This is a genomic window from Sphingomonas limnosediminicola, from assembly GCF_039537965.1.
Classification (GTDB): domain Bacteria; phylum Pseudomonadota; class Alphaproteobacteria; order Sphingomonadales; family Sphingomonadaceae; genus Sphingomicrobium; species Sphingomicrobium limnosediminicola.
The window spans coordinates 2067875-2084720 of the sequence record NZ_BAABBM010000001.1; the positions used below are offsets into that span (position 1 = coordinate 2067875).

24 protein-coding genes are annotated in these 16846 nt (G+C 63.0%); 10 read left to right on the forward strand and 14 right to left on the reverse strand.

The annotated features are described in order from the left end of the window. Positions 1-54: 54 nt before the first annotated feature. Complete coding sequence (locus ABD704_RS10485) at positions 55-1068, forward strand: HlyD family secretion protein (RefSeq protein WP_425565428.1); 1014 nt, start codon at positions 55-57, stop codon at positions 1066-1068. Further along, a complete protein-coding gene (locus ABD704_RS10490; RefSeq protein ID WP_344699627.1) occupies positions 1068-1556 on the forward strand; it encodes a hypothetical protein in 489 nt (162 codons plus the stop codon). The genes ABD704_RS10485 and ABD704_RS10490 overlap by 1 nt, the downstream gene beginning before the upstream one ends. A 232-nt stretch (positions 1557-1788) precedes the next feature. Here ABD704_RS10490 and ABD704_RS10495 read toward each other — a convergent pair whose 3' ends face one another. Next, complete coding sequence (locus tag ABD704_RS10495; RefSeq protein ID WP_344699628.1) at positions 1789-2577, reverse strand: alpha/beta fold hydrolase; 789 nt, start codon at positions 2575-2577, stop codon at positions 1789-1791. 46 nt (positions 2578-2623) lie between these two features. Between ABD704_RS10495 and ABD704_RS10500 the strand changes: the two genes are divergently transcribed. The 5 genes from ABD704_RS10500 (at position 2624) to ABD704_RS10520 (ending at position 6948) form a co-directional block, all read left to right on the forward strand. Then, positions 2624-3139, forward strand: a complete 516-nt coding sequence (locus tag ABD704_RS10500; RefSeq protein ID WP_344699629.1) for a (2Fe-2S)-binding protein — start codon at positions 2624-2626, stop codon at positions 3137-3139. A gap of 80 nt (positions 3140-3219) precedes the next feature. Next, on the forward strand, positions 3220-4014 hold the full coding sequence (locus tag ABD704_RS10505) for an RcnB family protein (protein ID WP_344699630.1): 795 nt from the start codon (positions 3220-3222) through the stop codon (positions 4012-4014). A gap of 105 nt (positions 4015-4119) precedes the next feature. Beyond that, positions 4120-6042 (forward strand): DUF885 domain-containing protein, encoded by a 1923-nt coding sequence (locus tag ABD704_RS10510; RefSeq protein WP_344699631.1) that lies wholly within the window; start codon positions 4120-4122, stop codon positions 6040-6042. Between the two features lie 168 nt (positions 6043-6210). Then, positions 6211-6444 carry a hypothetical protein gene (locus tag ABD704_RS10515; RefSeq protein WP_344699632.1) on the forward strand — a complete coding sequence of 78 codons (234 nt, stop codon included), beginning with the start codon at positions 6211-6213 and terminating at the stop codon, positions 6442-6444. Between the two features lie 177 nt (positions 6445-6621). Then, entirely contained in the window at positions 6622-6948 is a 327-nt protein-coding gene (locus ABD704_RS10520) for a hypothetical protein (RefSeq protein WP_344699633.1), read from the forward strand. A 22-nt stretch (positions 6949-6970) separates the two neighbouring features. Here ABD704_RS10520 and ABD704_RS10525 read toward each other — a convergent pair whose 3' ends face one another. The 11 genes from ABD704_RS10525 to ABD704_RS10575 all read right to left on the reverse strand — a co-directional run bounded on the left by ABD704_RS10525 (position 6971) and on the right by ABD704_RS10575 (position 11046). Then, positions 6971-7423, reverse strand: coding sequence for a tRNA (cytidine(34)-2'-O)-methyltransferase (locus ABD704_RS10525; RefSeq protein ID WP_344699634.1), 453 nt, complete (start codon positions 7421-7423; stop codon positions 6971-6973). Between the two features lie 74 nt (positions 7424-7497). Beyond that, complete coding sequence (locus ABD704_RS10530; RefSeq protein ID WP_344699635.1) at positions 7498-7683, reverse strand: hypothetical protein; 186 nt, start codon at positions 7681-7683, stop codon at positions 7498-7500. 37 nt (positions 7684-7720) lie between these two features. Further along, positions 7721-7906 (reverse strand): hypothetical protein, encoded by a 186-nt coding sequence (locus ABD704_RS10535; protein WP_344699636.1) that lies wholly within the window; start codon positions 7904-7906, stop codon positions 7721-7723. Between the two features lie 10 nt (positions 7907-7916). Further along, complete coding sequence (locus ABD704_RS10540; protein WP_344699637.1) at positions 7917-8090, reverse strand: hypothetical protein; 174 nt, start codon at positions 8088-8090, stop codon at positions 7917-7919. A 53-nt stretch (positions 8091-8143) separates the two neighbouring features. Continuing rightward, entirely contained in the window at positions 8144-8350 is a 207-nt protein-coding gene (locus ABD704_RS10545; protein ID WP_344699638.1) for a hypothetical protein, read from the reverse strand. A 51-nt stretch (positions 8351-8401) separates the two neighbouring features. Beyond that, on the reverse strand, positions 8402-8629 hold the full coding sequence (locus ABD704_RS10550) for a hypothetical protein (RefSeq protein WP_344699639.1): 228 nt from the start codon (positions 8627-8629) through the stop codon (positions 8402-8404). Then, on the reverse strand, positions 8626-8775 hold the full coding sequence (locus ABD704_RS10555) for a hypothetical protein (RefSeq protein WP_344699640.1): 150 nt from the start codon (positions 8773-8775) through the stop codon (positions 8626-8628). Before ABD704_RS10555 ends, ABD704_RS10550 begins: the two co-directional genes overlap by 4 nt. Beyond that, positions 8772-8966 (reverse strand): hypothetical protein, encoded by a 195-nt coding sequence (locus ABD704_RS10560; RefSeq protein ID WP_344699641.1) that lies wholly within the window; start codon positions 8964-8966, stop codon positions 8772-8774. Before ABD704_RS10560 ends, ABD704_RS10555 begins: the two co-directional genes overlap by 4 nt. Next, entirely contained in the window at positions 8966-9127 is a 162-nt protein-coding gene (locus ABD704_RS10565) for a hypothetical protein (protein ID WP_344699642.1), read from the reverse strand. The genes ABD704_RS10560 and ABD704_RS10565 overlap by 1 nt, the downstream gene beginning before the upstream one ends. A gap of 252 nt (positions 9128-9379) precedes the next feature. Further along, a complete protein-coding gene (locus tag ABD704_RS10570; RefSeq protein WP_344699643.1) occupies positions 9380-10372 on the reverse strand; it encodes a fatty acid desaturase in 993 nt (330 codons plus the stop codon). 173 nt (positions 10373-10545) lie between these two features. Then, positions 10546-11046, reverse strand: coding sequence for an Lrp/AsnC family transcriptional regulator (locus tag ABD704_RS10575; RefSeq protein ID WP_344699644.1), 501 nt, complete (start codon positions 11044-11046; stop codon positions 10546-10548). A gap of 69 nt (positions 11047-11115) precedes the next feature. Between ABD704_RS10575 and ABD704_RS10580 the strand changes: the two genes are divergently transcribed. Together ABD704_RS10580 and ABD704_RS10585 are read left to right on the forward strand one after the other, a co-directional pair. Continuing rightward, entirely contained in the window at positions 11116-12237 is a 1122-nt protein-coding gene (locus ABD704_RS10580; RefSeq protein ID WP_344699645.1) for a S41 family peptidase, read from the forward strand. A gap of 86 nt (positions 12238-12323) precedes the next feature. Continuing rightward, positions 12324-12551, forward strand: coding sequence for a hypothetical protein (locus ABD704_RS10585; protein ID WP_344699646.1), 228 nt, complete (start codon positions 12324-12326; stop codon positions 12549-12551). Here the strand turns inward: ABD704_RS10585 and ABD704_RS10590 are convergent. Continuing rightward, positions 12548-14134 (reverse strand): lysine--tRNA ligase, encoded by a 1587-nt coding sequence (locus ABD704_RS10590; RefSeq protein ID WP_344699647.1) that lies wholly within the window; start codon positions 14132-14134, stop codon positions 12548-12550. The genes ABD704_RS10585 and ABD704_RS10590 overlap by 4 nt on opposite strands. 47 nt (positions 14135-14181) lie before the next feature. On the opposite strand from ABD704_RS10590, the gene ABD704_RS10595 reads away from it, so the two are divergent. Continuing rightward, positions 14182-15183 carry a cupin-like domain-containing protein gene (locus ABD704_RS10595; protein ID WP_344699648.1) on the forward strand — a complete coding sequence of 334 codons (1002 nt, stop codon included), beginning with the start codon at positions 14182-14184 and terminating at the stop codon, positions 15181-15183. 35 nt (positions 15184-15218) lie between these two features. Here ABD704_RS10595 and ABD704_RS10600 read toward each other — a convergent pair whose 3' ends face one another. After that, entirely contained in the window at positions 15219-16745 is a 1527-nt protein-coding gene (locus ABD704_RS10600) for a methyltransferase regulatory domain-containing protein (protein WP_344699649.1), read from the reverse strand. Between the last annotated feature and the right edge of the window lie 101 nt (positions 16746-16846).

Genomic DNA, 16846 nt, shown 5'->3' on the forward strand with positions numbered 1-16846 from the left:
ACCGAAAGTCGCGCACACGATCGATGGCAACCTCCTCGTCCGGGGTGGGCGGGGATGGGCTTGATCATCATTTTATTGGGCTCAGCGATATTCGCGATTCTCTACGCCTGGCGGCTTCCCCCGTTCGCAGGGCGGTTCGAGCAAACGGACGATGCCTTCGTGCGCGGCCAGACCACCGTAATAAGCCCGCAGGTGTCCGGTTATGTCTCCGCGGTGCCGGTAAAGGACTTTCAATTTGTGAAAGCTGGGGACGTTCTCGTCCGCATCGAAGACAGCATCTATGCCGCGAGAGCCGCGCAAGCTCGCGCCAACGTGCTCACTCAAGTCTCAAATCTCAAAAATTCCGACCAGACGCAGCGCTCCAAGCAGGCGAGCGAGCTTTCACAAGACGCTGCGATCGCCAATGCGCAGGCGCAGCTGCTGCGTGCAAAGGCTGACACGTTGAGAACCGAATCTCTCATTGCACACGGTTGGGTCACGCCGGCGCAACGCGATCAGCAGGTGGCTGCACTTCGGGCCGCCGAGGCCCAGCTGCGGCAGGCACAGGCCGCGCGCGAAGTTGGACGTCAGGACGTACAGAGCGTGATCGTGGGGCGCTCGGGCCTAACCGCCAATGTCGATGCGGCCAGGGCCCAGGTCCGCCTGGCAGAAGTTGACCTTGGCCACACGGTTATCCGGGCGCCGCTGGCCGGGCAGCTGAGCGAAGTGGCCGTACGCCGAGGCCAATACGTTACGGCCGGAACTCAGCTCATGTATCTCGTACCGCAAAGATACTGGGTGACTGCCAATTTTAAGGAAGCCCAGACCCGCAACATGCGCGTGGGGCAGCGTGCTTCGTTTACTGTCGATGCTTTGGGCGGCAATCGGATCCGTGGCCACATTGAAAATATCGCACCCGCGACGGGTTCCGAATTTGCGGTCCTCCGGCCGGACAATGCGACGGGCAACTTCGTCAAGGTGTCGCAACGCATGGCCGTCAAAATCCGGGTCGACCCCGGCCAACCGCTGGCGGAGCGCTTGCGGCCCGGCATGTCGGTCGTTGCGCGTGTGACAACGGACGACCGCTAATGGATTCCGCCTTAGCAGCCCTCCTCGGCGCGACCATCGGTGGGATACTGTCGGTCGTCGCCTCCTGGATTGCGCAGCGCGTGCAGTCGAAGTCGCAATGGCTCGTGCAGGAGATCAAGCAGCGGCAGCAGCTTTACGGCGAGTTCGTCAAGGCGGCCGCGAATTGCTTCGCCGATGCGCTACAGGAGAACGAGCCGGACGCAGGCCGTCTTGCGAACCTTTACGGAGAGATCGGCCAAATGCGGGTCTACTCAACCCAGAGAGTCGTAAGCGAGGCATATGCCATTGTGCGCGCGATCCTCGAAACCCATCAGGACGACAACAGGAGCCGAGAGGAAATCAGGGATTTGCTCAACAGCGGATCAGTCGATCTGTTCTCGAAGTTCGGGGATGCTTGTCGGGCGGAACTGGCGCAACTGCGTTCGCAAGAGCCGGGAATGTTAGGTCATTTGGTGCCCGTGAAGCGCGCCGAAACGACGGGGAGCTGATCTCCTCTTAATGCTGCTCGTGTTCGAAGCCATGGTCAGCGCAAAGCCAGTAAGTGCCGCATACGGACAATGGATTGATGAAGCGGTTAGATAGCTAATGGCCGGAATGGGTCGAAAGCTCCCACTAGCGGGTGGATCATTGACTGCCGACAGCGTTGACGCGGATATTCGACGGGCCAAGTTCGAGTGCGGCCGTCTTCGCCAGGCCATACACGTCGGCCCGGGCGTCCGGCTAAGTGCGTGAATCCACGCCTCGGATGAAGGCGCCGACGAGGGTGTTGAATTCGTTCGGGCGCTCGAGATTGAGGAGGTGCCCGGCGTTCGGGATCGTCTCATACTGAGAGCCGGGGATCAGCTTGTTCAGAACCGTTGACAATGCCGGCGGGGTAACGCGATCTTCGGCGCCGCAAAGGATGAGCGTGGGCACCCGGATGGCCATGGCGCGCTCGCGCTGGTCGGCGAGCCAGACGGCGGCGGCGCCGGTGCGGTATGCGTCGGGGTCGATGCGGGCCATCGTCTCCACCACCTCGCGACGGACGGCGGGCGCGGCGGGCTGCGCAAGCAGCACGTCGACGCGGGCCTCGGCCATGCCGCGTAGATCGCCGCTCGCCGCAATAGAGCGATCGTAGATGGCGCGGCCTTCGGGGTGGTCGGCGAAGGTGTCGGCGAGGATCAGCGACTTCACTCGCTTCGGCCACAGCGCGTGCATGGCGATGGCGACGACGCCGCCAAGCGACAGCCCGCAGATGTGCGCAGACCGGACGCCAAGCTCGCTCATCGCGGCGAAGACGGTGTTCGCATAATCGTCGCGGCTGGTGCCTTCGGGCGCCGTGTCGCTATCGCCGTAACCGGGATAGTCGAAGGCGACCGAACGGCGGTCCTTGGCGAAGTGCATGAGTTGCGGCTCCCACACGCTCTTGTCCGAGCCGACGCCGTGCAGGAAGACGATCGGAGTCGAATCGCCGACGCCGCTGTCGAGATAGCCGACGGTCAGGCCATTGGCGGTTTTGACGCGGGGCATGGCGGCATCTTGGCACCGCCATGGCTGGCGCGCTAGGCCTCTGCCGATGACCCGAATGATCGTGAACGGCGAGCCCATCCTCTACAAGCTCGACCCCGAGACGCCGTTGCTGTTCGCGCTTCGCGATGCGTCCAACCTGACCGGCACCAAATATGGCTGCGACAGCGCGGACTGCGGCGCATGCACGGTGATGATCGACGGCAAGGCGGCGCTAAGTTGCAGCGTATCAATCGGGTCGCTGGAAGGCGCGACTGTGACGACGATCGAGGGGCTGGCGGCGAACGGCACGCACCCGGTGCAGCAGGCGTGGCTGGCCGAGCAGGTAACGATGTGCGGCTATTGCGAGCCGGGGTTCATCATGGCGATCGCGGCGCTGCTCCAGGCGAGCCCAAACCCGAGCGACGACCAGATTGCGGCGCTGCCGAACATCTGCCGCTGCGGCGCCTATCCGCGCATTCGCAAGGCGATTGCGCGGGCGGCGAGCGCGAGCGCGCCCGTGAGACCTGTTCCGCCTTCGCCCGCTGCGCAGGCACCCGCGCCGCCGGTCAACTTACAAAGATGAATAAACGGGTGCGAAACGGTTAAGCCGGCGCTCAGCCAGCGAGTCGCAGTGACGTGTCCTGAACTTGAAAGGTCACTGTCATGCGTAAGCTGATTCTTTCCATCCTCCTTGCAAGCGCCATCACTGCACCGGCGTTTGCCGATCCCAACGACGACCGCGGGACAGGTGCGAAGAGCGAACAGTCGCAAAACGACCGCAGCGAACGTCAGGCGCAGCGCGCCGAGCGCCGGGCCGAGCGCCAGCAGATCAATGCACAGCGCCAGCAGGTCAATGTCGAGCGCCAGCAGGTCAACGTCGAACGCCAGCAACAGTTTGCGACCGAGCGTGCGAACCTTGCCGGCCGCGGCGGCGCCAACTTCCAGGGCAACGCGCAGGATCGTCGCCAGCGGTTCGACAACGACCGCGCTCGCTTCGGCGGCCAGGATCAGGGCGGCATCGTCCAGTCCGAGCGCCGGGAACCGAACGTTTTCCGGCGCGACCGCAACCGCACACCGGTGGTAAGCGACGTGCCGCGCCCGGGAACGCAGCCGCGGCTACGCACCGACGGCCGGCGCTGGACCGACAACCACAATTGGAACGGTAACTGGCGCCACGACAATCGCTACGATTGGCGGCGCTATCGCGATCACAATCGTTGGCGCTTCCACTTCGGCTTCTACAACGATCCGTTCGGCTGGGGTTATCAGCCATTCTCGATCGGCTGGCGCCTGTGGCCGAACTATTACAGCAGAAATTACTGGATCAACGATCCTTGGCAGTATCGACTGCCCTACCCACCCCCCGGCACGCAGTGGGTCCGTTATTACAACGATGCGCTGCTGGTCGACATGTACACCGGTCAGGTCGTGGACGTGATCTACAGCTTCTTCTGGTAGAAGTCTGACCGCATTTGATCGAAGGGGCGTCGCGGCTGCCATTGCCGCGGCGCCCTTTGCGCATTAGTGGCCTAATACACCCCATCCGTGGAAGGCGCTATCCCAATGTCTAAGCTCGCTGGCCTGCTCGTCCTCTCGTCTTCCATGATGGCGCTCAGCGCCTGCGCAACCGCTCCGGCCGCGCCGCCGCCACCGCCGGTTGTCGCCGAAGCGCCGGCACCGGCAGCGCCCGTCGCCAGCGCGCATGACCGGCTATTCAAGGTTTTCAAGGACAGCGACGAAGCCAGCCTGAAGCGCAATCCGCTCAACGCGATCTTCCGCGGCGACATGCGCTATGCCGAGCATCTCGGCGACAACATCTCCGACGCTTATTATGCCGGCGAGCGGGCGGCGGCCGAGCACGACCTTGCGGCGCTTCACGCGATCCCGCGCGACCAGCTGAACGAAACCGACCAGCTCGCCTACGATACGTTCGAGTTTACGACCAAGGATACGCTGCGGGGACTTCAGCCGGATCTGCTCCAGCTGACCGAGGTGCGGCCGATGAATCACTTCTTCGGCTTCCACACTTTCTACCCGACCTTCGCGAGCGGGAAGGGCGCGGCGCCGTTCAAGACGATCGAGGATTACGACAACAACCTGAAGCGCCACCACGAGTTCGTGACCTATCTCGACCGCGCGATCGGGCGCTTCCGCCAGGGCGAGCAGTCGGGCGTCGTCGACACCAAACTGACCGTCCGCAACATGATTGAGCAGCTCGACAACCAGCTCAAGATGAAGCCGGAAGACTCACCTTATTTCGGGCCGGCAAAGCAATTCCCGGCAAGCTTCAGCGATGCCGACAAGGCGCGCCTGACGCAGGAATATCGCGCTTCGATCACTGACGAAATCTACCCCGCGCTCACGCGGCTCCGCGATTTCCTGAAGAACGAATATCTGCCCAGGGCGCGCGACGGCGCCGGCCTCATGTACATGAAGGGCGGCCCGGAGCTTTACCGCTACCTCATCCAGTCGACGACGACTGAAGCGCTCGATCCGGAAGCTGTGCACCAGCTCGGCCTCAGCGAAGTCGCGCGGATTACCAAGGGTTTCGAGAAGATCCGGCAGGAAGTTGGCTTCAAGGGCAATCTGCAGCAGTTCTTCGATTACATGCGCACGGCGAAGCAGTTCCAGCCGAAGACGCGCGACGAGCTTCGCGACGGTTTCCGCACGGTGCAGACGAAGGTCGAGGCGCGGGTGCCTGAATTTTTCTCGCGCACGCCCAAGGCGCCGCTCGAGATCCGCGCCTACGAGCCGTTCCGCGAGAAGTTCGAGGCCGGCGGCTCGTATGAGCCGGGCACGCCCGACGCCAAGCGCCCGGGCACCTTCTACTACAACGCTTACGACCTGCCCTCGCGCAGTAAATGGGAAGAGACGACGCTCTTCATGCACGAGGGCGAGCCGGGCCATCACTTCCAGATCAGCCTGGCGCAGGAGAATGAGGCGCTGCCGAGCTTCATGCGCTTCGGCGGCAACACGGCCTATGTCGAGGGCTGGGCGCTCTACGCGGAGTCGCTCGGCTACCCGATGGGAATGTACACGGACCCGTACCAAAGGTTCGGCAACCTCAACGACGAGATGCTGCGCGCCATGAGGCTGGTCGTCGACACCGGAATCCACGCCAAGGGTTGGACGCGCGAGCAGGCGATCGCCTACATGCTCGGCCACTCCGGCATGTCGAAGACCGACGCCACCGCCGAGGTCGAACGCTACATCGCCATTCCGAGCCAGGCGCTTGCGTACAAGATCGGTCAGCTGACCATCCTGCGCCTGCGCGACAAGGCGCAGGCGGCGCTGGGCCCCAAGTTCGACATCCGGGAATTCCATGCGCAGGTGCTCGACACGGGCGCGCTGCCTCTGCCGATCCTCGAACAGAAGATCGACCGCTGGATCGCTGCTCGCCAGAACGGCGGTCCGGCCCCGCAGCCGCAGCCGGTCCTGACGCCGACGTCACAGCCGACGCCGACGGGCAAAGGCGAACGGGGGTAAGCTCACGGACGCTGGTAATCCCGCAGGATGTCACCATATTGAGAGCATCGCGGGCACGATGCTTGTAGGCGCCAGCGGCTGAGAGACATGAAGTGCTCCCGCTTACGGATTGGGAGCACTTTCATGGACATCGACCAGCCCACGCCAAGTCCACGACGTCCCCGAAGCATGGCATTTTCCAGGCGGAGCAAGACTCCGCTGCCGACTCCCGAGCAATCGCGGCGGCAGGCCGACGTCGTTCAATCGGCTTGGCATCACTTCGGCGAGCCCGGTCCGGTCATCGCTTTCCTCAACAGCCGTCACGAAGGCCTCGAGGGACAACCGCTCCGTCTCGCGATCGAGAGCGACCTGGGCCTGGAGCGCGTCCAGGCTTGGCTCCAGCAACATTCACTGAAAGCCTGAGCAATGCGAAAGAAGCGCGAACCCGAGAGCCAGCAGCAACGCAGCGACCGCCTGGAGCAGGACGCGCGGGATAAACAGCGTGACAGGTCCGTCGAATCCGAGGCGCTGGACGCAGCGGTTCAGAAAAGTATCAGGCTGCACGGCGCCTGACTTCGCCGCGCCTCGAGGAGAGATGCGATGCAGGATCCCGGAAAGTCGAAAGGCAAGAGCTTTTCCGCGTTTCGGTCCGCGGCCGAAGAAGTCGGCAAGCGCGTGACTGACGAGGCCGAACCAGAGAAACCGGCGCGAGGAAAGGAAGGCGGGCACATGAGCTCGACCGCCGGTCGCGTCACGCACGTCCATGGCAGCGAATTGCCTTATCTTGCCATTCTCAACCACCATGATCGCGACCCGACCGAGCACGGCTTTGCGACGATGCGGGAGGCCGAAGCCTTCATCAAACGCAACACGCCGGTGCCGGGAGGTTCGCTTTCCGATCTTTACGATCGTCCCGCCGGAGACTGACGGCGCGCAGACCGAAACACGCCTAGGACGGAAGCGTCGCGGTTTGACGCAAGGCCTCGCCAAGCGCGAGTGCCGCGGAGGTCGCCACATTCAATGATCTGACCTCGGCCCGAAGGGGAATGCGCACACGCGCACCGCAGGCTTCAGCAACGGAGATTGGAACGCCCGCGCTTTCCTTCCCGAACAGGAGGACGTCGTCGGGCCCGAAGCTGAAATCGTAAGCCGATTGGCGGCTCTTCGTCGTGAACAGCACCAGCCTTCGCGATCCGATCGTGGTTTTGAATGCGTCGAAGTCCGCATGCCGCGTGACGTCGACGTGATCGATATAGTCCATGGCCGTCCGCCGGACTCGCCGATCGTCCCACTCGAAACCCATGGGCTCAATGAGATCGACGGCCGTGCCCATACAGGCTGCGAGCCGCAGAACGGCGCCGACATTCCCGGCGATTTCCGGTTCGAAAAGTGCAATTCGCATCGCAGCGGATTATCGCAAAGCCCTGGCGAAGTCCGAATTGAAATTGTGCGCAATCTCGGTGCGAGCAGTGAGTCCTAGTCAGCGCCGAGACGGACGTTCAACTCGGCAAGCCGCTTTTTCAGGATTTCGACGTTACCCGGGCTCGTGGCCTGAAGCTGCCGCTCGCCATCCTCGTCGACGTGGGAAATCGTTCCAGACTCGATCGCCTTGAGCAATTGCACCAGCCGGTCCCGCTCCTCATGCCAAGTCTCCGAGCTCATTATCGTCTCCGCTGTCCGCGCCGCAGCTCGAGCGTCCCTACCGCCGCAAGCCGGCGAGGATCGCGTCATAGTCTGCGATGTCCTGAAGCAACATCGTGGTCGCCTCTTCCTTGGTCATGCCCTGCGTGGGCTCACAGCTTCCATCGCGGATTGACGCGAGTTGCGCCGCCTTCTGATCGCGTTTTAGCTGCGTCTTCTCCACGCCCTTGCTGAAATACGTCAACGCGCTCTCCTCAGGCGTGGTCGATCAAAATGGTTTTCTGGAGAGGCGGCGCGTCCGGATAGAAATCCCAGAACATCGCCATGGCTTCAGCCACGACGCGGACGACATCTTGCTCGGCGTCGATTTCGGCGAGATGCTCAACCTGGCGCCAATCGGGGCCACGCACCACGATCTTGACGTTCACGCGATCTCCAATGCCTCACGCTTAATCCGGACGAAGCTCACGGCGCAGAAGGGTCAGGCCGCGACGGCATGAGCAAGTTCCGCGTTGAGCTCGGCGACGAGGTCCGTGACCGCCTCGCCATGCATCGAGACACGACCCGCGTGCTCGGCGATCTGCTGCCAATGCTTGAGAGTGTCGCGATGCACGCGTTGACCGCGCAAGCGGCGTGAGCTGGCGATTGCCGCAAGCAGATTGGATCGCACGCTGCCTTCAATCTTCATGAGCGTTCCTCACAACGGGCTTGCGCGTCGGCGCAGCGGAATTCTTGGCGATCACCAGATCGGCCCTTTCGGACGATGCCTCTCACGCACGACCTCGCCGCTGATGATCTTGGACTTGAGCAATTGCCGGATGCGGTCAGCACCACTGCTGCTGCTGCAGACGAGCCGGACGCCGCCGCTCGAAAGCCGCTCGATCGTGGAAACGTTGATCTTTTCCTTCAGGCACCGAGCGACGACCTCGTCCTGCTTCATCGACAGGTGGATGGACCGGCCCGTCATTTCGCGTTCCGCCTGGCTGCCGCGAGCGCATCCCGCGCGTTCGAATAGCGATAACCTCCCCACAGGAAGACTTCGGCGGGGACACGGACGATCTCGTAGCGATCGAGCTCCGCCTGATCGATTTCGTTAGAAGCGCCGGCCGTCATTTTTGCTCTCCAAGGTTCCAGCGCCTCTGGCTCGATGGATCGATGCGGCGTGCGTCGTGATCGAACTGATCCGCCGCAGCCTTCAGGGCGATCGAGCCGCCATCGGTGCGCGCCCGTCGGGCCAGTCTTCGGAAGGAGGAAGCCTGCTCGCGAAGCTCGTTCGCAGTTTCATTGCGCGTCGGCGATTCCATCACGCGGCGCCTGCCAAGCCAGCCGTCAGGCGGCGCTGGGAAATTCGCAGGGCATAGCCATCGGCCAGGCCGCGGTGAGCGCGGCGCGATTGGTCGCACTTGGCGTGGTCCGCCATGAACAACGAAATCTGATGACGATGGTAGAGGTAATTGAGATCCATATACGCTCCCGTCTCGTAAGCGGGAGCACAGTCGGTCTCTCAGTCGCGCAGGCCTACAACGGTAACCATCCGAGCGATGCGCTTGTATACCACACCAGGCCCTGATTCCCTACGACATTCTTTATTTGCAAGGGCTTTTCACGTTTCTTCCGAGCCGTTGAATCGTCTGCTCACAACTATTGGCGATCTGTCTCACCGCCATGATTGCGTGCTGAATATCGAACCGGAGCGACGATTAATATGCGCGAGGAATCAGGCTTCGATGACGCCCTTCATGCGCTCCGGCATCGGCCGCACGATCCGGTTGTGCAGCCTGAACTTGCGGCTGAAGAGGATGTGGAGGAGCAGCCTGCTCCATGACCGATGGTAATATAGATCATTGTAGAATTCCGGCGCAGCCGCGCGCACGGCGGGAAGACGGGACCATGGCACATGGGGGAAGTCATGGTGCTCGTTGTGGTACCCCATGTTGAACGACAGTTTGTTCAGCGGCCCGTAGTATGAATAGGTCTCCTGCCCCTCGCTGAAGACGTAATGCTCCTGGATCGATCTGGCGCCGACCGGGTGCACGCCCAGCGAGAACATCGTCGACAGGAACAGGTAAGCGACCGGCCACCAGCCGAAGAACCAGACGATAGGCGCCATCGCCGCGACCATCGCGACGGCATTGAACATCACCCATTTGTCGATGGTGCTGATGGCCTTCACGGTGCGTGGCCGGAGGACAGCCTGAACCGCCCAGTACATGCTTAGCCACAGTGTCTTGCGGTACGGGCTATTACCCACCCAGCGTGCTTCGTTCGGTGCCGGTACGTCGGCGTCAAGGCCCGGGATGCCAAGATATTTGTGATGCAGAAGGTGATGGCTGCGAAAGCCCATCGCCGCCGGAAAAACGATCGGGACATTGGCGAGGATCGAGCCCAGCCGGTTCGCTCTCGCCGTCTTGAACACCATGTTGTGCGTGTAGTCGTGGATCAGCACGAAGAGCGCATGATTGGGGAATGCGCCGAAGGCATAGGCGGCGGCGACGATCGCCCACCACGGCGCCTTGAGAAGCGCCAGCCCGATGCCGATACCGACCTGCAAGGCGACCAGCAGCACGGTCCACAGTGCCGACCAGCGGTCGCGTCCGAAAAGCCGGCGCACGTCGGGATGGGTCGCGAGAATGCGTTTGGCGCGTTCCCGGTGCGGCAGCGGCTTATCGCTCTGCGTGAACTCCGCGTTCGACGCCGCCACGGCGACCATTTGGCCACTTCCTTTCCTGCGCCGCGGTTTTGAAAACCGGGCCTATGTCGTTCCTATCATGGATAAGAGCCTGCCGCGTAGCTGAACTTGCGACGCTTGCGTAACGACTTCCAATAGAGCTGAGTGCAGCCAGGCGACGGGCGACCAATGCCCGAAGACGAGCGTCCGGCAGCTTATGTTTGTAACTCGACGAAAGGGTCGAATTTAACCTCCCGCTTCACGAAGTGGGTTTCGTAGCGGCGGACGGTTGGAGTCGACGCCAGCAGGTCTTCAGCGCAGCTGTTGAAGTCGTCCATGCTGGCGCAATCGAACAGCAGGACGAAGTCGTGTGGGCCGGCGATTTCGTAGCAGAATTGCACTTCGTCCGCGGCGTGCAGACGCTTTTCCAGCGCCGCCTTTCCCTGGCGGTCGGCATGTTCGCTAAGCTGGACGAGGACGATCGCGCGCAACCGGTTCTGGGTGAGGCGCGGACCAAGCAGGGCGAGGGTGCGGGCGATCCAGCCCTGGCTGCGCAGGCGCCGCAAGCGGCGGGCAATAGCGGAGGGCGACAGCGGCACGTCCTCGGCCAGTGAATCGGCCGTGCGGGAATCGTCGCGCTGGACGAGATTGAGCAAGGCGAGGTCGAAACGGTCGAGCATCCGCGCCAACGTGCCAAATTCTGGCACGGAGCGCATCAACTTTGCGCGCAACAGGCGGTGATTACTGTTAGTGTGTTACATAAACCATACAGTGGAGTGCAACCTGTGCGTGTTTCACTTATCGCAATCCTGGCGGCCAGCGTGTCGGCTTTCCCTCTGATCGCGCAGGCTGCCGCGCCGGCGCCCGCTGCTGGTGCTGTCTCCCCGGCCACCCCGGCAGCGGCGCCGGTTACCGCGGGCGAGGGACGCGCCGTTGCCCTCAAGCTGGCGGATGAGCTGGTCGCCACGTTCGTGTTTCGCCAGCAGGCCGACGCCTATGCGGCCATGCTTCGCAAGAATGCCGCCGCCGGGCGCTACGACAGCGGCACGCGCAGCGACGTCGCCAAGCGCATGACCGACGATTTGCTGGCGGTGCACAAGGACGGCCACCTGCATGTCATGGTCGCCGAGCCAGAGGAGCAAGGCGGCGGCAACGGTGGCCTGCCGAAGGATTTCCCGCCCCTCATCCAGTCGGCAAAATGGATTGCGCCGGGCATCGCCTACATCCGCCCGACCGCCTTCATGTCGACCGACGAGGAAATCGCCGACGTCCAGAAGTTCATGAGCGAGCACAGCAGCGCGAAGACGATCATCTTCGACCTGCGCAACCATCATGGCGGGCGTCTGGGCGAGATGGACGTCATCTTCCCCTACCTATTCGCGAAGAAGACGCCGCTGGTGCGGATGCAGATGGCGCGATCGATCTACGACAAGTTCGGGTCGCCTTTTGGCGAAGCGCCGTCGCTCGAGTTCGTGAAGGATGCCGAACACATCACGGCAACGCATTACGCATCGCCGGGGGCGGACACGCCGCTGCGCAAGTCCACCGTCCTTCTGCTGGTGTCGAATAAGACGGCGTCGGCCGGCGAACATTTTTCGCTGGCGATGAAGTCGAGCGGGCGCGCGACCCTGATCGGTGAAGCGACGGCAGGCGCCAACCATTTCGGCGGACCGGCGCCGCTCAACGATCATTTCGCGGTGTGGATGCCGGTCGGCCGGACGTTCGACATCAAGACCGGGAAGGACTGGGAAGGCGATGGCGTCGCACCCGACATCCAGGCCGATCCGAAGCAGGCCTTGGTCGTCGCACTCGAGAAGGCGGGGCTGAGCCACGACGAAGCGGTGCGCCTCGACGCGACGGAGGTGCCGGCAGAGCCCGTCCATTCGGACAAGCTGCGCGCCCGTTAGGCGTGCCAAATTCTGGCAATGGAAAGAGGTGAATTGCGGAAAATGGGACGCGCGCCGGGTGTATATTCGGCGCGAGGAGAAGCCAGATGTTGAAGCTGATGCGCAACCTGCTCGTCCTCGCGGCGCTCTTCTGGGTTCCGCCGGCGACTGCCCGGCAAGGCGCTGTCGCGGGCGGCCAGCATGCCGACAAGGATTGCCCGCAGGAGCGCTCGGCGAAGGCCAAGCCGGTTCAGCGGCAGGCGAGAGCCGTGATCATCAAGGTGCCGGACGGGTCCGCGTCCATCTTCGGGCACGCGTCGGCCTTTTCGCCCTAGGCGGGGACGCTCTCCAGCGCTTCCGCAATCAGGCGGCGGCTGTTGTCGATACCATAGAGTGCGATGAAGCTGCCCATGCGCGGTCCTTGGGTGGACCCGAGCAGGGTTTCGTAAAGCGCTCCGAACCAGCCGCGCAGGCTTTCGAACGGATGGCGCTTACCGACCTCGAACACGGCGTTCTGGATCACCTCGCCGTCGGCCTCGGCCGGGAGCCCGGCGAGCTCATTGTCGAGGTCGCGCAAGGCTTCGGCTTCCACCGCGCTTGGGGGCCGCCGCTTCAGGGTCGGCACCACAAAGTCGCGGGCGTAATTGACGGCTAGGCCGATAAGCTCGTCGAGTTCGGGCTCGCTCGTGGGCGAGGTGCCGGGCGCATAGCGCTGGACGAACTTCCACGCCGTTTCCTTGTCGGCGACGCCCGGCAGGCTGACGAGGTTGAGCAGCAGCCCGTAGGTCAGCGGAAGCGTCGCCGTCGGCACCTTGCCGCCGTGGACGTGGTGGACCGGATTGCCGAGCTTCTGCTCGATCGGCTGGTTCGGGTAATTGCCCCGGAACTGCAAATATTCGTCGACCGCGCGCGGGATGAGACCGATGTGCAGGCTCTTCGCCTTCCGCGGTTCGCGATAGATGTAAAAGGCGAGGCTAGGCTCGCTGCCGTAGCGCAGCCATTCCTCCAGGCTGAGGCCGTTGCCCTTGGACTTGGAGATCTTCTCGCCCTTTTCGTCGAGGAACATCTCATAGTTGAAGCCTTCGGGCGGGCGGCCGCCGAGGATGCGCGCGATCTTGCCGGACTGGACGACGCTGTCGATCAAATCCTTGCCGGCCATTTCATAGTCGACACCGAGCGCGACCCAGCGCGCAGCCCAGTCGACCTTCCACTGTAGCTTCGCAGCGCCGCCGAACGCGGATTGCTGGATGCGGGCGCCGTCTTCATCGTCGAATGCGATCAGCCCGGCTTCGGCGTCGATGACGTCGACCGGCACTTGGAGTACGCGGCCGGTGCTCGGCGAGATCGGAAGGATCGGCGAATAGGTCTTGCGGCGATCCTCGCGCAGCGTCGGCAGCATGACGCCCATGATGCCGTCCCAGCCGCGCAGCACCTTGCGGATCACGTCGTCGAATTGGCCCGAGGTGTAGCAGTCGGTCGCCGACAGGAATTCATAGTCGAAGCCGAAGCGGTCGAGGAATGACCGCAGCATCGCATTGTTATGGTGCGCAAAGCTTTCGTGCGTGCCGAACGGATCGGGGATCTTCGTCAGCGGCTTGCCGAGATGCTTGGCCAGCATCTCCTGCTCCGGCACGTTGTCAGGGACCTTTCGCAGCCCGTCCATGTCGTCGCTAAAGGCGATCAGCCGCGTCGGATTGCTCGTCAATTCCTCGTAAGCCCGGCGCACGAAGGTCGTGCGGGCGACTTCGTTGAAGGTGCCGATGTGCGGCAGGCCCGACGGACCGTAGCCGGTCTCGAAAATGACCGGGTCGCCGGCGGCCTTGCCGTCCGGCCAGCGCTTGAGAAGCTTGCGCGCCTCCTCATAGGGCCAGGCCTTGGACGTTTGGGCGGCGGCGCGGATTTCTTCGGATGCGGTCATGGGCGCGCGTCCTAGCGAAGGGGCGGGTGGACTGCTAGCCGAAGGGCATGCGGCCGATCGCCGAACATGAGCCGATGGAGCGCGAACGCTTCGAACGGGAAATCGTCGCGAAGGGCGAGCCTGCCGTCATTCGCGGTCTGGTGACGGGTTGGCCGATCGTCCGGGCCGCGAAGAAGGGCGAGGTCGCGGAGGCGTTGCGCGGCGCAGCCACCAAAGAACCCTTCGAAGCCTGGTTCGGCGCGCCGGAGATCGAAGGGCAGTTCGGCTACACCGACGATTTTGCGGGCTTCAATCATGAGCGGCGCCTGGCCACGGTGGATCAGCTTCTCGAGCTACTGCTGCGACAGCGCGGAAGCGAGCAGCCATATTCGATGTACGCCGGTGGAATTCCGATCCGAAAGCATTTGCCGGACCTGCTGCCGGGGATCGCAGTGCCGATGCTCGACATGGAGCGGGCGACCTTGATCTCGCTGTGGTTGGGCAACCGGACGCGGACGGCGGCGCATTGGGACCTGCCGCAGAACCTCGCCTGCGTGGTCGCCGGACGGCGGCGCTTCACGCTGTTCCCGACCGAGCAGGTGGCGAACCTTTACGTCGGGCCACTCGACTTCACACTGGCAGGGCAGCCGATCAGCCTGGTCGATGTCGACAACCCCGACTTAGGTCGGCACCCGAAGTTCGCGAGGGCGATGGAGGCCGCGATGACGGCGGAGCTCGGCCCGGGGGACGCGCTCTATATCCCCAGCCTCTGGTGGCACGCCGTGGCGTCGCTCGACGACCTTGCGGCAATGATCAATTTCTGGTGGCGCGACGCGGAGCCGCCGCTGCTGACGCCGCTCAACGCGCTCTATCATTCGGTGATCACGATGAAGAACCTGGGGCCGAAGGAGCTGGCGGCGTGGCGCGTGTTGTTCGACCACTACATCTTCGGCGCGAACGGCGATCCGGTTGCGCATTTGCCGGAAGCAGGCAAGGGCATCTTGGGCCGGCGCACGCCGGAGCTGGTGGCCCGAGTGAAAAAGCTGCTGATCGACGTGCTCAGCCGGTAACCGTCGCCTCCGCTGACGCGCCATGCATACGTCGATTATTCGAGCACACCGAGGCGTCGCCACAGCGGAAGTGCCCGCTCGAAGAACATTTGGCCCAAATGCGCAATCTGTGATTCTAGCTGGTCGTCCGCAATCGTGTTCCCGCGGAAATGAAGCTGCCTCCCCAGAGCTCTCAGCCGGTTCGCAACGCCGTGGACAAGGGCGGCCTGATCGATTTCGCCGTCTGACGAGAGCCAAGTGTCAAGCAACAACAGTTCCAGTTCGGAAACTGGGATGCCAGACCCAAGAGCCGCCGCGGCAACGTACTCGTAGGTTATTCCCGCGGCCGCCGAACGCGCGATTGCGCCATTGAAACGCTGAGCAGTCTTTGCAGATGCTGAGGCGTCCTTCCCGACAACGAGGATGCCCGAATGAAGCATCGAAAGCAGGATGCTTCGTGTGTGCGGCCGGACAGGATTCTCGAGAGCCACAAGCTCGGCAAATGACTTCGGGCCGTCAGCAACGGCGGCCAGGATGTCGGCGATCCCGGCATAACTGATGGTCAGCTCACCGAACTTGGTCGTGAAGCGGACAAGCTCGCCGTCGACCGGTGGTGAGAACAGATAGATCGGAGTTGCTCCGACCCTTGCGCTGGCAGAATCCGAGGGCCGCGGGTCGCGGCAGAAAATATCGCGCCGGAACGACTGATCGATCACGATGTCCTGCACATCCTGCCGGAGTGGGCCGGGCGGTTGCTGGAGGATGATGTCGCGCAGCTCCGGGGCAAGGGAATAGGGGAGCATGGTCTCGGCGATCGAAGCGGTTCCCAAATAGGTGAGGCTCACGCTCTCCAGGTCCCGTGCCACGCTCGAATGCCAAAGCGCCGTCCAATTGTCGGTCAGATATTCGTGCGCCAAATAGCTGGTCGACTTTGTCGTGATCGTGTCGAGATGCCCCTTGAAGCGCGGGAGTTGCTCAAGAAGAGGCGCCTTGAGCTGCCTTAGCCGCTGGAACATCGTGATCGCGCCACGAAGCGCGGTTTCCGGATTGGCGGTCTTGCCGAACTGATTAGCGATATGTTGGAATGGGGTAACGCTCAGCCATCCGGGCTGCGAGTTGTATCCGAAAACCGAAAGCGTGCCCGGCCCGCTGGCATGCGCTACACACTGGAACACTGCGTCACGAAGCTGGGGCGAGATCCAGCTGAGAATACCCTGCAAGGCGACATAGTCGAAGGTGCCGAGCTCTGCCGGCCAAGCCGCCGCGAGATCGAGGAAATCGGCTTGGAGGAAGCGGACGTTCGCAAGGCCGCCAGCGTTCGCTAGCTCCCGGCCGTGCGCGATGTGATCGTCCTGGAAATCAACGCCGACGAATTCGGCTTCAGGATTGGCGGCGGCGAGTAAACAAAGGTGGAATCCCTGGCCACAACCCAGGTCCAGATAGCGATAGGACCGTTCACTACTCCGCTGGGGCTCGAATCTCTGCTCGCGAATGCAGAAGTCCAGCAGGTCCGGCGCCATCTCCGGAAAGAAATGGGCGGTGTAGCCGACGGACGCATTGTAGCCGTGATAGCGGTCCGGCATATCCGATTTCTCCTTCTGGCTGGGCTCTAGGGAGTCTTGGCGTCGCCGCCAAATCGGCCATGCGAGTGCGGGGATTCTTCGTGGTCTGACGGAACGTAAGG

What these genes read in the sequence shown, in the direction of transcription:
- ABD704_RS10485 (WP_425565428.1), top strand. Translation starts at nt 55, where the DNA reads ATGGGCTTGATCATCATTTTATTGGGCTCAGCGATATTCGCGATTCTC.
- ABD704_RS10490 (WP_344699627.1), top strand. Translation starts at nt 1,068, where the DNA reads ATGGATTCCGCCTTAGCAGCCCTCCTCGGCGCGACCATCGGTGGGATA.
- ABD704_RS10495 (WP_344699628.1), bottom strand. Translation starts at nt 2,577, where the DNA reads ATGCCCCGCGTCAAAACCGCCAATGGCCTGACCGTCGGCTATCTCGAC.
- ABD704_RS10500 (WP_344699629.1), top strand. Translation starts at nt 2,624, where the DNA reads ATGACCCGAATGATCGTGAACGGCGAGCCCATCCTCTACAAGCTCGAC.
- ABD704_RS10505 (WP_344699630.1), top strand. Translation starts at nt 3,220, where the DNA reads ATGCGTAAGCTGATTCTTTCCATCCTCCTTGCAAGCGCCATCACTGCA.
- ABD704_RS10510 (WP_344699631.1), top strand. Translation starts at nt 4,120, where the DNA reads ATGTCTAAGCTCGCTGGCCTGCTCGTCCTCTCGTCTTCCATGATGGCG.
- ABD704_RS10515 (WP_344699632.1), top strand. Translation starts at nt 6,211, where the DNA reads ATGGCATTTTCCAGGCGGAGCAAGACTCCGCTGCCGACTCCCGAGCAA.
- ABD704_RS10520 (WP_344699633.1), top strand. Translation starts at nt 6,622, where the DNA reads ATGCAGGATCCCGGAAAGTCGAAAGGCAAGAGCTTTTCCGCGTTTCGG.
- ABD704_RS10525 (WP_344699634.1), bottom strand. Translation starts at nt 7,423, where the DNA reads ATGCGAATTGCACTTTTCGAACCGGAAATCGCCGGGAATGTCGGCGCC.
- ABD704_RS10530 (WP_344699635.1), bottom strand. Translation starts at nt 7,683, where the DNA reads ATGAGCTCGGAGACTTGGCATGAGGAGCGGGACCGGCTGGTGCAATTG.
- ABD704_RS10545 (WP_344699638.1), bottom strand. Translation starts at nt 8,350, where the DNA reads ATGAAGATTGAAGGCAGCGTGCGATCCAATCTGCTTGCGGCAATCGCC.
- ABD704_RS10550 (WP_344699639.1), bottom strand. Translation starts at nt 8,629, where the DNA reads ATGACGGGCCGGTCCATCCACCTGTCGATGAAGCAGGACGAGGTCGTC.
- ABD704_RS10555 (WP_344699640.1), bottom strand. Translation starts at nt 8,775, where the DNA reads ATGACGGCCGGCGCTTCTAACGAAATCGATCAGGCGGAGCTCGATCGC.
- ABD704_RS10560 (WP_344699641.1), bottom strand. Translation starts at nt 8,966, where the DNA reads ATGGAATCGCCGACGCGCAATGAAACTGCGAACGAGCTTCGCGAGCAG.
- ABD704_RS10565 (WP_344699642.1), bottom strand. Translation starts at nt 9,127, where the DNA reads ATGGATCTCAATTACCTCTACCATCGTCATCAGATTTCGTTGTTCATG.
- ABD704_RS10570 (WP_344699643.1), bottom strand. Translation starts at nt 10,372, where the DNA reads ATGGTCGCCGTGGCGGCGTCGAACGCGGAGTTCACGCAGAGCGATAAG.
- ABD704_RS10575 (WP_344699644.1), bottom strand. Translation starts at nt 11,046, where the DNA reads ATGCGCTCCGTGCCAGAATTTGGCACGTTGGCGCGGATGCTCGACCGT.
- ABD704_RS10585 (WP_344699646.1), top strand. Translation starts at nt 12,324, where the DNA reads ATGTTGAAGCTGATGCGCAACCTGCTCGTCCTCGCGGCGCTCTTCTGG.
- ABD704_RS10590 (WP_344699647.1), bottom strand. Translation starts at nt 14,134, where the DNA reads ATGACCGCATCCGAAGAAATCCGCGCCGCCGCCCAAACGTCCAAGGCC.
- ABD704_RS10595 (WP_344699648.1), top strand. Translation starts at nt 14,182, where the DNA reads ATGCGGCCGATCGCCGAACATGAGCCGATGGAGCGCGAACGCTTCGAA.
- ABD704_RS10600 (WP_344699649.1), bottom strand. Translation starts at nt 16,745, where the DNA reads ATGCCGGACCGCTATCACGGCTACAATGCGTCCGTCGGCTACACCGCC.